This window comes from Paenibacillus dendritiformis (assembly GCF_021654795.1).
Classification (GTDB): Bacteria; Bacillota; Bacilli; order Paenibacillales; family Paenibacillaceae; genus Paenibacillus_B.
The window spans coordinates 5,304,280-5,320,275 of record NZ_AP025344.1; the positions used below are offsets into that span (position 1 = coordinate 5,304,280).

The 15,996-nt window shown below is 57.6% G+C and carries 10 protein-coding genes; 2 read left to right on the plus strand and 8 right to left on the minus strand.

Translation table 11 applies throughout. The features are described from left to right. Positions 1 to 489 precede the first annotated feature (489 nt). The 7 genes from L6439_RS23565 to L6439_RS23595 all read right to left on the minus strand — a co-directional run bounded on the left by L6439_RS23565 (position 490) and on the right by L6439_RS23595 (position 13,005). Positions 490 to 1,929, minus strand: coding sequence for an MFS transporter (locus L6439_RS23565; protein WP_237096626.1), 1,440 nt, complete (start codon positions 1,927 to 1,929; stop codon positions 490 to 492). A gap of 117 nt (positions 1,930 to 2,046) precedes the next feature. Continuing rightward, positions 2,047 to 6,675 carry a glutamate synthase large subunit gene (gene gltB / locus L6439_RS23570; RefSeq protein WP_213470603.1) on the minus strand — a complete coding sequence of 1,543 codons (4,629 nt, stop codon included), beginning with the start codon at positions 6,673 to 6,675 and terminating at the stop codon, positions 2,047 to 2,049. A 381-nt stretch (positions 6,676 to 7,056) separates the two neighbouring features. Beyond that, positions 7,057 to 7,908 carry an EamA family transporter gene (locus L6439_RS23575; protein ID WP_213470601.1) on the minus strand — a complete coding sequence of 284 codons (852 nt, stop codon included), beginning with the start codon at positions 7,906 to 7,908 and terminating at the stop codon, positions 7,057 to 7,059. 233 nt (positions 7,909 to 8,141) lie between these two features. Further along, positions 8,142 to 10,334 (minus strand): Ig-like domain-containing protein, encoded by a 2,193-nt coding sequence (locus tag L6439_RS23580; RefSeq protein ID WP_168181418.1) that lies wholly within the window; start codon positions 10,332 to 10,334, stop codon positions 8,142 to 8,144. 213 nt (positions 10,335 to 10,547) lie between these two features. Next, complete coding sequence (locus L6439_RS23585) at positions 10,548 to 11,459, minus strand: AraC family transcriptional regulator (protein ID WP_213470599.1); 912 nt, start codon at positions 11,457 to 11,459, stop codon at positions 10,548 to 10,550. Between the two features lie 34 nt (positions 11,460 to 11,493). Further along, positions 11,494 to 12,231: a phytanoyl-CoA dioxygenase family protein gene (locus L6439_RS23590; RefSeq protein ID WP_213470596.1), complete on the minus strand. Its 738-nt coding sequence runs from the start codon at positions 12,229 to 12,231 to the stop codon at positions 11,494 to 11,496. Between the two features lie 201 nt (positions 12,232 to 12,432). Next, positions 12,433 to 13,005 (minus strand): TetR/AcrR family transcriptional regulator, encoded by a 573-nt coding sequence (locus L6439_RS23595; protein WP_168181415.1) that lies wholly within the window; start codon positions 13,003 to 13,005, stop codon positions 12,433 to 12,435. Positions 13,006 to 13,227: 222 nt separating this feature from the next. Here L6439_RS23595 and L6439_RS23600 point away from each other — a divergent pair, with 222 nt between their 5' ends. Both L6439_RS23600 and L6439_RS23605 read left to right on the plus strand, forming a co-directional pair. Beyond that, on the plus strand, positions 13,228 to 14,334 hold the full coding sequence (locus L6439_RS23600; protein WP_168181414.1) for an MGDG synthase family glycosyltransferase: 1,107 nt from the start codon (positions 13,228 to 13,230) through the stop codon (positions 14,332 to 14,334). 41 nt (positions 14,335 to 14,375) lie between these two features. Beyond that, positions 14,376 to 14,753, plus strand: coding sequence for a permease (locus L6439_RS23605; protein WP_213470594.1), 378 nt, complete (start codon positions 14,376 to 14,378; stop codon positions 14,751 to 14,753). 79 nt (positions 14,754 to 14,832) lie between these two features. On the opposite strand, the gene L6439_RS23610 is transcribed toward L6439_RS23605, so the two are convergent. Next, a complete protein-coding gene (locus L6439_RS23610; protein ID WP_168181412.1) occupies positions 14,833 to 15,687 on the minus strand; it encodes a C40 family peptidase in 855 nt (284 codons plus the stop codon). Positions 15,688 to 15,996 lie beyond the last annotated feature (309 nt).

A 15,996-nucleotide genomic window follows, 5' to 3' on the forward strand; every position in this document is an offset into this window, starting at 1 on the left:
CTCAAGATGTGCTCGGGAAGCTACATTCCGCTGCATGCCTCAAGAGTAACTTGTAAAGCTAGGTTCCACAACGTTTCATCGGTAAGCTTATAAAGCTACGTTCCTCTACATGCGGAAGCCACATTCCGCTGCATGCCTCAAGATGCGCTCGGGAAGCCACATTCCGCTGCATGCCTTCAAGAGTAGCTTGTAAAGCTAGGTTCCACAACGTTTCATCAGGTAAGCTTATAAAGCTACGTTCCTCTACGGGCCTCAAGATGCGCTCGGGAAGCTACATTCCGCTGCATGCCTCAAGAGTAGCTTGTAAAGCTAGGTTCCACAACGTTTCATCAGGTAAGCTTATAAAGCTACGTTCCTCTACGGGCCTCAAGATGCGCTCGGGAAGCCACATTCCGCTGCATGCCTTTAAGATAAGCTTGTGGAGCTACGTTCCTCTACATGCCCAAGAATGATAGTGAGAATTATGAAGCTATGGCTTGTTCTCTGCCCTTACCCGTGCATCATCATGTCATGCTGGGGAGACCGCTCCTTGCGCTGCAGCGCCGCATGGGTGACGAAGCTGAGGACGGCCAGCACCGCGATGAGGACGGAGATGAACGATACCCCGCCGAGGCCGCCGCGATCATAGGTCAGGCCGAGCACATACGGGCCGATCATGCGCCCGATGGAAGCAATTCCCCCGGATACGCCCATATAGAAGGGCGCCTCCCGCCCTGCGCGGGCCGCCAGGAAGGCGGGTACCGCCGGGGAGACCAGCATCTCGCCCAAGGTGGCGAGCGCCATCGCGAGCAGGAAGCCGCTGTAGAAGGGCAGGAACCAGATGACGATATACGCCAATCCATAAAAAATCGCGCTCCAGGTCAACTGCGACGTTAACGGCACCGCGATCGTCCGCTTCATCCACGACGTGATCGGCTGCGCCGCGAAGATTAGCACTCCGTTCAGCGTCCAAAGCAGGCTGTACATGGAGAAGTTCATCCCTTGATCCGCAATATGCGGCGCCACTCCGGTGCCCCAGAGGGAATTGGCAAGCCAGATGAACAAGGTGCCTACCGACATGAAGAGATATATCCGGTAGGCGGACATCTTCTCCCACAGACTGCGCTCCGGCAGGACGCCCCGCTGGGTCCCTGGAGCGGCAGTTGTCTGCTCCTCCCCGCTGCCTCCATCCGCCGGGTCTCCCTTCACGGACGATCCTTCCGCCAATGAGCCATTCACTGACGCTCCATTAATCGACGTACCATTCACTGCCGCTCGATCGACAGACGATCCTTCCATCGGCGTACCATTCACCGACGTTTCTTTCGCCGCGGTTCCGTTCACCGCGCCGCCCGCATCCGCCTCCTCGGTCTGTCCCCGCAGGAAGCGGTAGAAGAACAGGGCGAAGCCGGCGGACGTCAGCCCGTTGAGCGCGAACGTCAGATTGAAGGAGATATCCGCCAACACCCCGCTCAGCGCGGTGCCCAGCGCGACCCCGACATTGTTCCCGACATAGATGACGTTGAACAACTCCTCCCGCCGGTCCGCCCAGCGGAAGCCGACGAACGACTGGATTGCCGGCATCGAGGCCGAATTGGTCAGGCCTAGCACCGTCATCGTCGCCACGTACAGCCACCAGTCGGCATGCGCCGTCACGACCAGCGACAGCTGCAGCAGCGAGGTGGCGGCGAGCGCGCCGATTAGCAGCCTCCGCACTCCGAGGCGGTAATAGAGCCCTCCGCCCAGCAGCTGGCCGAAAAATCCGCCCAGCATCTGCATCAAAATGACAAAGCCCGCATCCGCCAGCGACCGGTTCAGCTGCGTATGCACGAACAGCGTTGTCAAGGGCCACATCAGCGCGCCGCCCGTCGAGTTGATCATGCTGGCCCAGATAAATACTTTCATTTCCCCTGTATATTTGCTCATCATGCCGCGCGGCATCCGTTTCATGCAGATTCACCGTCAGTTCCCCGGAAGATAGGCCTTCCCGCCAACGGGCAATAGCCTTGTTCCGCCGCCGGCTCTTCAAGGGAACCGCACGGCGAAACAAGGCTATCGTAACATATTTTAGTTGCCTCCGGCACGTGTTAAATCTTTTACATTGGCCATAAATGCCGCGTGCAGCGCATCCTTGCCCGTCATTCCGGACGCTTCCGCGAGCGCGATATGCTCCCGCATCCGCTTGTAATCCTTCGGAATAACCCGGACGAATTGCTGGCGCGTCAATTTCCACCGCGCGAGCAGACATTCCGCGAGGCCGCTGCCGGTGTAGGCCGCATGCCGTTCCAGCATAAGGCGAATCCGCTCTTCTTCCGCCTTCGACTCAAGCCGCTCCAACAGAACCATCTCCAGATTGCAGCGTCCCGCGAAGACGCGTTCCGGATCGAGCACATAAGCGATGCCGCCGGACATTCCGGCCGCGAAGTTGCGTCCGGTCGGGCCGAGGACGACGACCGTTCCGCCGGTCATATATTCGCAGCCGTGATCGCCGACGCCCTCGACGACCGCTTCGGCGCCGGAGTTGCGCACCGCGAACCGCTCGCCCGCCATACCGCGAATATACGCCTCGCCGCCGGTTGCGCCGTACAGCGCCGTGTTGCCGATGATAACATTGTCCTCCGGCCGGAACGTCGCTTCCGCCGGCGGCCGCACGATCAGCTTGCCGCCGGACAGTCCTTTCCCGACATAGTCGTTGCAGTCGCCCACGACCGTCAGCGTCACGCCAGGCGGCACGAACGCGCCGAAGCTCTGCCCCGCCGAGCCGTGGAAGCTGTACCGGATCGTGTCCTCCGGCAAGCCGGCGGCGCCATGGCGGCGCGTGATCTCGCTGCCGAGCAGCGTGCCGGTCGCCCGATCCTCGTTGCAGATGGCGAACCCCCCTTCCACCGGCTGGCGGCGGTCCAGCGCCCGCTTGGCGCGGGGGATCAGCTCCCGGGCATCGAGGGTCGCGGCCAGCTCCCGCTCGTTCCGCTCCGCCATCGCTTCCTTGCCCGCCGCGAAGCCGTTCCCGCCGGGGCTCACCGGGCGATGAAGGAGCGGCGACAGATCCAGATGCCGCAGCTTCTCATGGCGCTGCATGTCCGGACTGGCCTGCAGCAGATCGGTGCGGCCAATCATCTCCTCCAGCGAGCGGAAGCCCAGCTCCGCCATCAGCTCCCGAAGCTCCTCGGCGATGAAGCGCATGAAGCGGACGACATGCTCCGGGTCGCCCTTGAAGTTTTTGCGCAGCTCCGGATTCTGCGTCGCGACCCCGACCGGACAGGTATCCAGCTGGCAGACCCGCATCATGACGCAGCCGAGAGCGACCAGCGGCGCGGTGGAGAAGCCGAACTCCTCGGCTCCGAGCATCGCGGCGACCGCGACATCGCGCGCGGTCATCATCTTCCCGTCCGTCTCCAGCACGACGCGCTCCCGCAGCCCGTTCAGCAACAGCGTCTGATGCGTCTCGGCCAGTCCGAGCTCCCACGGCAGGCCCGCATGGCGGATCGAGCCTTGCGGCGACGCCCCCGTGCCGCCGTCGTAGCCGCTGACCAGGATGACATCGGCCTTGCCCTTGGCGACCCCGGCGGCGATCGTTCCGACGCCCGCTTCCGAGACGAGCTTCACATTGATGCGGGCACGCGGGTTGGCGTTTTTGAGATCGAAAATCAGCTCCGCCAGATCCTCGATCGAATAGATATCATGATGCGGCGGCGGCGAGATGAGTCCGACGCCAGGCGTCGAGCCGCGCACCTCCGCGACCCACGGATACACTTTGCGCCCCGGAAGCTGTCCGCCCTCGCCCGGCTTGGCGCCCTGCGCCATCTTGATCTGAATCTCGTCGGCCTCGACCAAATATTGCGAGGTGACGCCGAACCGCCCGGATGCGACCTGCTTGATCGCGCTCCGCCGGGAGTCCCCGTTCCCATCCCGCTCGTAGCGCGCCGGGTCCTCGCCCCCTTCGCCCGAGTTCGAACGGCCGCCGATCCGGTTCATCGCGATGGCCAGACTCTCATGCGCCTCCTTCGAGATCGAACCGAACGACATCGCCCCCGTCTTGAAGCGGCGCAAAATGTTCCCGGCAGGCTCCACTTCCTCCAGCGGGACCGCCGGGCCGTTCGGCTTCAGCTCCAGTAAGGATCGCAGCGTGTAATGGCGCTCGCCTTCGCCCTGCACCCGCTTCGAATAAATCTTGTACTGCCCATAATCGCCGTTGCGGCAGGCCTGCTGCAGCGCATGGATCGTGCGGGGATGGTACAGATGCTCCTCCCCGTCGCGCCGCCATTGGTATTCGCCCCCGGGATCCAGGGTCCGGTCGCGATGCTCCGCCGCGGCGAACGCCCGCTTATGCGGCTGCAGCGCTTCCCGGGCGGCCTCCTCGATTCCGATTCCGCCGATGCGGGACGGCGTTCCGGTAAAATACCGCTCCACAAATGCCTGATCGAGGCCGACCGCTTCGAAGATTTGCGCTCCGCGGTACGACTGGATCGTCGAGATCCCCATTTTGGACAGCACTTTAACAATGCCCTTGATGGCCGCTTTCCGGTAGTTTTTCACGGCCTGCTTCGGCGAGACGCCGGTAAGCATTCCTTCCCGGATCATATCCTCGATCGATTCGAATGCCAGATACGGATTGATTGCGCTTGCGCCGTACCCGAGCAGCAGCGCGAAATGATGGACTTCCCGCGGCTCCCCCGATTCCAGCAGCAGGCTGACCTTCGTCCGCGTCCCCTGCCGGATGAGATGGTGATGCAGGCAGGATACCGCCAAAAGGGCCGGAATGGCCGCTTCCTCTTCGCTGACGCCCCGGTCGGACAGAATAAGCAGATTATGTCCCTTCGCAATGACCCGATCCGCCGCTTCGCACATCGTCTGAAGGGCTTCGCGCAGTCCGTCTGCTCCCCGGGACGCCTCGAACAAGATCGGCAGCGTGATCGCCCGGAAGCCAGGCAAGCGGATATGCCGCAGCTTCGCGAATTGCTCGTTCGACAAGATCGGATTCTCGATCTTGATGTGGCGGCAGCTCTCCGGCCCCGGCGCCAGCAGATTCCGCTCCGGACCGATAGTCGTGTCCGTCGCCGTCACGATCTCTTCCCGAATCGCATCGATCGGCGGATTCGTGACCTGGGCGAACATCTGCTTGAAATAGTTGTACAATCGCTGAGGGCGGCGGGACAGCACGGCCAGCGGCGCATCATAGCCCATCGAGCCGATCGGCTCCACCCCGCTGGACGCCATCGGCTCCAGCACCTTGCGCAGATCCTCGAACGTGTAGCCGAACGCTTGCTGGCGGCGGCGCACGCTTACATGCTCCGGCCCGGGGATCCGCGGGGCGTCCGGCACCTCTTCGAGATCGACGAGATGCTCATCCAGCCACTGCCGGTACGGCTGTGCCCCCGCGATAGCGGCTTTCACCTCTTCATCGGAAATGATCCGGCCCTGCTCCGTATCGACCAGCAGCATCCGTCCCGGGCGGAGGCGATCCTTGAGGAGCACCTGCTCCGGCGCGATGTCGACGACCCCGGTCTCCGAAGAGAGAATAATCACGTCATCCTTCGTCACCCAGTAGCGGGAAGGGCGCAGCCCGTTCCGATCGAGAATCGCCCCGATCTGGACCCCGTCGGTGAACGCCATCGCGGCCGGTCCGTCCCACGGTTCCATCAGACAGCTGTGGTATTCATAGAACGCTCTCTTCGCCTCGTCCATCCGCCCGTCATTGGCCCATGGCTCCGGCACCATCATCATGGCGACATGGGACAACGGCCGGCCAGCAAGGTAGAGAAACTCCAGCGCATTGTCGAACATGCCCGTATCGGAGCCGTCCCCTTGGATGACCGGGAGGACCTCCTCGAGTCCGACGCCGAACGCCTCGGATTCGAATTGCTTCTCGCGGGCATTCATCCAATTGACATTGCCCCGGAGCGTATTGATTTCCCCGTTGTGAATCATGTAACGGTACGGATGCGCCCGCTCCCAGCTCGGGAACGTATTCGTGCTGAAGCGCGAATGCACGAGCGCCAGCGCCGTATCCAGCGACTCCTCCTGCAAATCCAAATAAAAACGGCCGAGCTGCTCCGTCGTCAGCATCCCTTTGTACACAATCGTGCGGCTGGACAGACTCGCGATGTACATCGCGCCGTCCCCTGCGCCGGCCGCGTAACGAATCATGCGCTCCGCCCGTTTGCGGATCACATACAGCTTCCGTTCGAACTCAAGCGGGCTTCCCGCTCCTTCCCCCAGCGCTTTCCCGCGGCCGATAAAAACTTGCCGGATGCACGGCATCGCTCCGAGGGCGGTGGCCCCCAACCCATCCGCATTCACTGGCACCGTCCGGAAGCCGAGCAGCGTCTGCCCTTCTTCCTCAATCAGCTTGCCGAGATCCGCCTCCTGTCCGGCACGAATCGCCTCATTCGGGGAGAGGAAAAGCATGCCGGCGGCATAGTCTCCGGGCGGAGGGAGCTCTACTCCTTGCGCGGCCATCGTGTGCGCGAAAAAATGATGGGGCAGCTGAAGCATGATGCCTGCGCCGTCCCCGCTGTTCGGCTCGCTGCCTTGGCCGCCGCGATGCTCCATCCGGACGAGCATGCCCAACGCTTGCCGGACGATATCATGGGACCGCTTGCCCTTGATATGAGCGACAAAGCCCATGCCGCATGCATCTTTTTCGAATTGGGGATCATACAAGCCTTGCCGTGGAGGGAAATCATTCGGCTTCATGAGGGCACCGTCCTTTCCTGATGAAAATGTATTCTCTACATACGAAATCACATATTTATGCATTTGTATTGTTTCATCATTTTATCATCATGTTTTTTTTAGAGCAATTGAATGTTTTTATGGATCCGATAACTTCTTCGGATATCGGGATCACGCCTATATTATCAATATTTAACACTAAATTTGCATCTTCGTGCAGGATTTGCACCCATTGATAATTATTTTGCACAATTCTACATATAATTAATTAATTCACAAGAATACTCCTAATCATTTCCTGTATACATAGTATTTTTATGCGTATATGTGAATAAAAAAACTGCGCCTCCCGTTCTGCGGAAGACTCAGTCTGCGATTCCAGTCTGCTATCGATTTGCCTGCTTAGCCCCACATGCTGATCAAGGCCATTCCGGCCGCGACAATCGTCGATGCGACCAGCCGCTTCTTGCCCTGCTTCTCCTTCAGAATCCAATAACCGAGAAGGGTACCGATAACAATGCTGAATTCGCGTATCGGCGCCAGATGAGCCAGCGGCCCCAAGGTCATCGCGAACAGGAAGAGCAGATACGAGCCCGGAGAAATAACGGCGCCGAGGCCGATCGTGCTCCAGTTCGCGCGCCATTCTCGCCGCAGCAGCCCGGCCCGCTTCACGGCAGGCGCCAGGAAGATAACGGCCCCGAGATTCGAAATCTCGATCAGCCCAAGCGGGCTGAAAAATTCGACAACGGCCTTGTCGGTCAAGGTATATGCCGCGGTGCACATGCCTACCGAGGTGGTCAAGGCAAGCGCAACCCACCATGACTTATCCTTCTGCTTCACGGACAGCATGCCGCTCAGGCCGAAAAGCCCTCCCACGATCAGGCTCCACCCGATCCAGCCGATCACCGACATGCTCTCCCCGTAGAGAGAGACGCTGACAAGCGGCACGAGCAGCGCGGCCGTCCCCCGCATCATCGGATACACCTGCGACAGCTCGCCGACCTTGTATGCCTGGGACACCAGATACAAATAGGTTCCCTGCAGTAGGAAGGAGACGATAAGGAGCAGCGCGTGTCCCCATGTCCAGTTCATCACCATCAAATCGCGGATAAAAAAAGGCAAAAACAAAACCGTGGCAACCGCATGAAGCGAGAACAAGAACGATTCCTTGTGCAGGCTTCGCTTGGCGAACAAGTTCCACAACGCATGCGTGAATGCGGATGCGATGACGAGCATAAGGCCATAAACCATCATGTTTTGCGTTCCTTCTTTCGTGTCGCCATCCCTGGGCCAGGGACGAATAGTCCGTTACCATGAAATAATGTTATTGTAGCACATCTGCCGTGAACGACAAGACGGGATTTGAATCCGCTGCCCATGCAAAAAGGCCGGCACGCGGTTTTCACTTCCACGACGAGGCTGGGCCATTATACACAGACGGCCCGCCGCTTCTCAGGAAGCCGGCAGGCCGTGCATGCATGATTCCTTTATTTGACGCTGACACGCAGCGACGTGCTCTTGCCCTCGAAGGTCAGCTTCACGCTGGTCGAGCCTTTGGACACGCCCTGCACGCTGCCCCGCTCTACCTTCACCTTCGTGTTGGACGGCACGAACGTGACGGAGGAAGTGACATCGACGACTTCCCCGGTGTCGTAGATCGCCTTCACCTTCCAGTTCGCTTTCTGGCCGGCGGTCAGCTTCAGGCTGCCCGGCTCGGCAATCAGCTTCGTCAGCTTCGGCTTCACCGTCACCGGAACTTCCAGCTTCTGTCCCTGGAACTCGCCGGTCAGCAGCGCGCTGCCGATGGCGACGCCCTTGACGGACGAGCCTTTCACCGTCGCTACCTTCTCGTTGTCCGACTTCCAATTCACCTTGGACCCGAGGGAAACTTTCTTTCCGTTCTTGTAGTAACCCGTTACCTTGATGCTCTGGCTTTTCTTCACATTCAAGGCGAGGTTCTCCGGTTCAATCTCGAAGCGGACGACCTCTTCTTCGACTGTGACTTTAACCGATACTTTGACATTGGCATAGGTTCCGGTTAACGTCACCTTGCTTGCCACTAGTCCTTTGATCTTTCCACCCACGACAATCAGATTCGGAGAGCTCGACTCCCATTTCACTTCGGAGGTGATATTCTCCTCATCCCCGTTCATATAGATGACCGTCACATCCGGGACCGCCTGCTCCCGTCCCGTCACGATATTCATCTCCGTCGTGTTCGACTGGAGAATGAGCGCCTTGCGCTTCACGGTCACTTCCATCGAGATCTCATGACCGCGCACGGTCGCGGTGAGGGTCGCCGTTCCTCGGGTCTCCGCCTTCATCTTCTCGTCTTTAATAGAGATGACGCCCGGGTTGGAGCTTGTCCATACCGCCAGATCGGATACATCTACGGTGTCTCCCCCCAGCGTAACCGCGCTTACCTTCGGCAGGCTCTGAGATTCTTCCATATAAATATCCATCTTGCGGATGCCGTCTTTATCTTTATCCTTATCTTCCTCCGGCCATTTCAGCTTCTCGATCGCCGGAATGACATTCACTTCAACCGATTTGGAGAGCCCTTTGTACTTCGCCGTCACGGTCGCCGTGCCGGCTGCCTTGGCATAGACCCGGCCCTGTTCGACGGTCACAGCCATCACATTGCTCGAAGTCCATTCCGCCAGATGCGTGACCTCTTCCTGCGTATCGGCCGAGTTCAACACGAACGTCTGCACTTGGAGCGGCGCGTCGCCCAGGAGCATGGTCTGCTTCTTGTCCGGCGAGATGCGCATCGCCTGGTATGATGGACGGACAACGACCGTAACCGAATTCGTCGCGCCCAGATAAGCGGCCGTGATCGTAGCCGTGCCGACGCCGATCGGCTTGACGGAACCGTCCTTCACTTCCGCGACGCCGCTGTCGCTCGTCGACCACTCCGCCTTGTCCGTTACATCCTCCAGATTGCCGTCCTTCGTCTTCGCCTTCGCGATCACGTTGACCGCCGCGTCGCCGAATTCGAATTCAATCAGCTTGTCCGGAGACAATGTCAGCTCTTCGTACGGAAGCTCGACCTTGATCTTGATTTTGCTGCTTAAGCCTTTATACTTCACCGTGAGCTCGGCTTCACCCTTGCTCTTCAGCGTAAGCTTGCCCTTGTTCACGTCGACGACGCTCGAATTCGAAGAGCTCCAGGAAGCGTCGGAGCTTACATCGTTCTCCGTATTGCCTTCCTTGTCAAAAGCAAACGCCTTCCAATTCGGCTTCATGCCGAGATAAAGCGTCGTTTCTTTGTCGATATCTACGCCGGTGTCCGCGGAACGTATGCTCAATTCATCATACATATAGTTGGAGACGACCGTCTTCTTCAACGTATACCCTTGGTACTTCGCCGTAATCTCCGAAGTTCCCTTGCCGGCGCCCTTTACCCATCCGGCGTCAACCGTGACCGCGCTCGGGTTGGAGGAGCTCCAGTCCGCCAGTCCGGTCACGTCCTTCTGTTCTCCCTTAATCGTGCCGATCAGCTTCAATTGAACGGACTGTCCCTCCACGATGACATGAACCGGCGATACATCAGATTCAAAGTGGACGTCGGTCACCGTATCCGCTGCGTTAGCCACTCCATGAAACGGCAGCAAGCCGATCACTAGCGCGCATACCAACACGATGCTGAGCCACGATGTTTTTTTCCACGTTGGGTTCACTCGTTATCTTCTCCCTTCCAGCCTTGCTTTGCACTAACTAATAGACAAATTACTGATAGATTATATAACGGACAAAAGACGCCAAAATGTTACCTCATGGCATAAAAATATAAGCCGAGATTATCGATTTAGGGCTTCTTTCCTATATCCATCGGCATCCCTCACACCGGGCCGTCGGCCGCGCCATTCAACACAAAAAAACCGCGGCAGACGTTATCCGCCGGGGCTGTTCGTTCGGCTATGGCCAGGCCGGGAGTTCCGCTCCTTCCGCAGATGGCGCGGCGCCCGCCCGTATTTCTTTTTGAAGGCTCGTTCAAAATGATTCAATGTGCCGAAGCCGGAGGCATAGCAGATCTCCGTAACCGGAAGGGCCGTCACGCACAGCAGGGAATGGGCGAATTGGAGCCGCCGCTCCTGCACATAGCACTGGAACGAGGCCCCGACCTGCTTGCTGAAGCATTCGCTGAAATAATTAGCGGATAATCCGGCGTGGGCTGCCACCTCCGCCAGCGTCAGCGGTTCCCGGAAATGATGCTGAATGTAGGTTACGGCACTGACAATCGAAGGATGCAGCCGCCGCGCCTCGTCGCCGGGCGGCTCTTGCAAGGGACCCGCCATCTCCTGCTTCTCGCTCCCGTTCCTGCATAGACGTTCCCGGTCGATCAACACCCGCTCCAGCGCCCCTTGAACGATGAACTCGCTGCCCTCCTGCCAATGCTCGCTCTCGCGCCACATCCGGGCGAACTCCGCCTCGAAGGCCGGGAATGCCTCTTCCCCCAGCCATACGCAGGAGTCGCCCCGTTGAGAGAACAGCTGCCGGAACAGCTCCGGCCGGATGAACGGCTCCGAGAAAATGACATTATATAAATCGATGCGCTGTCCCGGATCCGGGATGATTTCATGGAAATCCGCGGGCGTCATCAGAAAGAGAAGCCCTCTCCGCAAAGGGACGGAGGTTCCATTCACCGTATGAATGCCCTGTCCGCCTGCCACAAGCGCCAGCTCAAAAAATTCATGCCAATGCACTTCGATCCGCGCATCGATATGATGGCGGAAAATGCGAAAAGGGGACGAGAGCGACATATATTGTTCATTGCGCAGCCGCTCCGGCGTCGCATGGCTCATTCCCATCCCCTCTTTCCTTCAAGCTTTGCGCTTATTATACGTTGCAGAACGGATTGCCCGCAATGTCCTTGCCCCGGGCCAGCCATATTTTGAAGCCATGGTTGTTCTCCGGAATCACCTTCGCCTCGGTCGAGAAGTAACGCATTGTATACCCGCAGCGGCGGTGCGCGCTCCGGTTCGGCTCCGCGCCGTGGATAATCCGGGAATCATGCAGCGAGCATTCCCCCGGCTCCAGCTCGAAGTATACCGCTGCGGACTCCTCCACATGCTTGATCCGGGTCGGGAACAGGTTCTCCTTCCCGTCCGCGTCCACATATTCCGAGAACCCGTTGTCATGGGTGCCGGGAATGACCCGCATGCAGCCGTTCTCCTTCGCGCTTCGATCGATGGCCAGCCAGACGGTCACGATCTTGTCGAAGCGGTCCAGACGGCCTGTCCAATAGGCCGAATCCTCGTGCCATGGTGTCGCGCGCCCTGTGTAAGGGTCTTTGCAAATAAAATGGCTCGACCACAAACCGATATTCGGGCCGATCAGCGGCTCGACCACGTCCAGCACTTCATCGCTAAGCAGGAAGCGCAGCAGCCGCTCATCCCGGAAATGCGGCGTATCCAGCTCATCGGACAGCTTGTCGCCCTTTTGCGCCAACTGCTCCTCGAATATGCCGGTGAGCTCGGCAAAATCCTCCGGGCCGAAGAGCGGCTTTTTGCGAAGGAGGTACCCGTTCTTCCGGTAATGCTCCATCTCGGATGCCGACCATATTGTTGTGCTCATTCCTTCATCCCCTTTGGCTGTGTGATTTACATCATAGCAACACTGTAAGCCATCAAGCGCGAGAGCGCTTTCGGTTTGCACGGGAAAAGTATGCATATCTTCAGGTCTATCCTCCAGATCCCGGAGGAGCAACAAAAAGATACCCGGCGGCAGCCTTGCAGGCCGCAAACCGGGTATCTCCTCTATAGTAGCCGGCAAATTCTATGGAGCAAGCCCTTCCATAAAATGAAGCCGGAAATGGAACTTAATCTCTTCCTTGTCAAGCGGATCGTACAGCTTGTTCCATTCCGTCGTAAGCGCCTTGTACATCTGCAGCATGACGAAGCTGACAATCCTCGCGTTATGCCCCTTCACTTCGCCCTTCTCCATGGCGAGGCGCACTTGGCGCTCTATGTAGGCGAGCAGCTCGTTCTCCAGCTTCTGAATCGCCTCGCGGGCCATGGGCGTGCCCAGATCGCGGACTTCCTGCGAGAGCTTGATGGCGAGCTCATGGCGGCCGCGGAATTCAAGCACCCGATCAAGGACGCGATACAGATTGTCGAAGAAAGGCTTGTCTTCCTGAATTTCTCGGTCGGCAATCCCTTTCATTTCCATAATCAATTGTTGTAAAATTTCATCAAAGAGTTCTTCCTTGTTCGTGAAGAACGTGTAAATCGTCCCCTTCCCTACCTTGGCGATCTTGGCGACTTGATCCATCGTGGTCGCCTTATAGCCGAACAAGGCAAAGGATTGGGCAGCCGCATCTACGATGAGCTTACGGCGGTCAACGGACATGTACTCCGCCTCCTTCCCCCCGACGGGAGGCTGATGTGACTAAATGACCAATATAATTTTCCGGTCATTTCCTTTATACTATTGAACATAGCACAAATCCGGCCTGTTTTCAACTTTGACAGCTTCCAGGCCGCGCCTGACGTTGGCATTTCCGAGTGCAATAACGAGTGCAATAAGATGCTTCCATTTCATTTTCCGGTTATAATGAGAGTAGGTGAGAATATGCGAAAGAAAAGAATTCTTCTGTTGTCCGAAGGCTTCGGAACCGGACATACGCAGGCAGCCTATGCATTGTCCGTCGGGATCAGGCAGCTGGCGCCGGAAGTGCAGACCCGCGTCATGGAGCTGGGCAAATTTTTGAACCCAACGGTCGCTCCCTTAATTTTTGCGGCCTATCGCAAGACGGTGAGCGTATCTCCGAAGCTCGTCGGCATGCTCTACCGCAAGCAATATGAAAAATCGTTGAACCGGGTTACGCAATCGGCTCTGCATCGCATATTCTATACGCAAGCTTCTCATGTCATCAGACAGCTGCGGCCGGATGCCATCGTCTGCACTCATCCGTTTCCCAATATCGTCGTCTCCCGGCTGAAGCGGGCCGGATTCGGCATTCCTTTGTATACGCTGATCACCGACTATGACGCGCACGGAACCTGGATCACGCCGGAAGTGAACAAATATCTCGTCTCGGCCCCCGAGGTGGAGCAGAAGCTGATTCAGCGGGGCATCTCCCCCGATCAGATCATTGTCACTGGCATTCCCGTCCACCCGAAGTTCTGGCAGCGCTGTCCGCAAGCGGAAGCGCAGCAGCGGCTCGGCTTGAAGCCGCTCCCGACCGTCATGCTGATGGGCGGAGGCTGGGGACTCGCTCTGGACGAGGATCTGCTGCGTTATATGACGAAGTACCGGGATCAGATTCAGCTTCTCCTCTGTATGGGAAGCAATGAGAAGGCGATGCACCGGATCGAGCAGGACCCGATCTTCCAGCATCCGAATATCCGGATTTTCGGTTATACCCAGGAAGTATCGATGCTGATGGACGCTTCCGACCTGCTTATTACGAAGCCGGGAGGCATGACCTGCACGGAAGGGATGATGAAGGGCATACCGATGCTGTTCCATGCGCCGATTCCCGGCCAGGAGGAGGAGAACTGCGACTTCTTCATCGAGCACGGCCTGGGGGAAATGCTGGAATCGCGGGAGACGATCGACCGCTGGTTCCACGATTTGAGTCAGCACTACGAGACGCTCCGGCAGAAGCGGCAGCTCGGGCCTTCCCCGGCCATGAAGCCGGACGGCTGCCCGCGCGCCGTCATTGATTTGCTCTGACGCAGCATCCGCAATATTGAATATAAAGGAATGATTCGCTTATGATGTTCACCCCGGTAGGGTTCGCAGGCTATATTATCATTGGACTGGCCCTGCTCGCCAGGACGCTCGGCTGGATAACGAGTTCCTTCCTGTTCGCCGCGCTGATTATTGCCGGCTTCATCTGCTTCGGCATCGTAGAGAGCCGTTGGGGACGGCGGCACTGGCTTGTCCGCTATCTCGATTATACGCCGCTGATGGTCCTCGTCATCGCCTATGTCGTCGCCGGGAGCGCGGTTCCCCAATACGCGGCGATCGCGCTGCTGCTCCCGCTCGGCGCCGCCAGCTCCTTCGGGGCCGTCCGGCTCGCGCGCACGAAGAAGTACCGGACGATGCCGGTCATCGACGAGCATAAGAAGGAGCCGCCCAAGTTCCGGTGAACTAGCGCCATGCCCGCGCTTCGGACACTCTATCACGTATAAAAAAAGAGGCCCTTCGGCCTCTTTTCCTATTCCCCACTTATTTCAGCACGCTGCCGCCGAACAGGAAGCGATGCTCCCAAGCGGTGTTGAGCACATTGTCGACCCGGACGCCGCCCGATTTTTTGGAGTACGTATGCAAAATTTTGCCGTCTCCCAAGTAAATCCCGACATGCGTAATCCGCTCCGTGCTCTTGTTGACGTTTTTATAAGCGGAGGCCTTGGAGCCTTTATAGGACATGAAGAACATGAGATCGCCGCGCTTCAGTTGGCTGATGCTTGTCTTCGGCGTGGAATTGGACTTAATCCAGCTTCCTTGCTTGCGGGAATCCGTCGGCAGCACGATGCCGAGCGCTTCCTTATACGCTTGTCTTACGAAGGCGGAGCAATCAAACGTTTTGGTGCTGTTCCGGTTGGAGCCGAATTCGTATGGCGTGCCCAAATATTTGTTGCCGACCTGGATCACCTTCTCGATTTTGGCCGCCCGGCTAGAAGCGGAGGCCGTCTGGGAATCTTCACTGGCTCCCGGAGTGCTGACCGAAGGCTTGTCAGCTGGCGGATTGCCTGCAGAGGATGCGCCCGCCTTTATGTATTTGCTGCTCGTGCTTATATATCCGGTATTGCCTTTGTCATCCTGAACTTTGTACCAGTAGCTGTTATGCTTGTCCAAAATAGCGACTGTCTCGCCTTTCTTCATTAAGCGGATAACCGACGCCGAAGTGGAAGGACTTGTGCGCAGATTAACGGAAGCAATGATGTCGCCCTTCTGAATGCTCGCAGCGGCCTGTGCCGTCGCAGCTGCGGCTTGCGGAGCTGCCGCCGCGTGAGATCCCCCCGCGAATACTTGTCCGGCCATCGTAACCATCAATAATCCTAGCAGTAGTTGTTTTTTCATGTCATCCTCCTTGTTGTCCTGACCATGCTGTAATGTGACGTTGCAACGGAATATTGAGTTGTTGTTCATATGAACAAGATGTCAAAGAATAGCATATTTTAATAGTTATACTAAAAATGTTATGACATCCCATAAACAACTTGCCCTAATTATAAATAGAGCCGGACAAAGGAAGCCATCCGACAATCTGCTTAAAAATAGACAAAATTGTAACTTTATCTAGGTCAATATGCCTATTACTAGTAAGAAAAAAGAATATTTTGTAACTATTCACCAGGGAATTGAGGTATATTATAGAAAACGATTGAT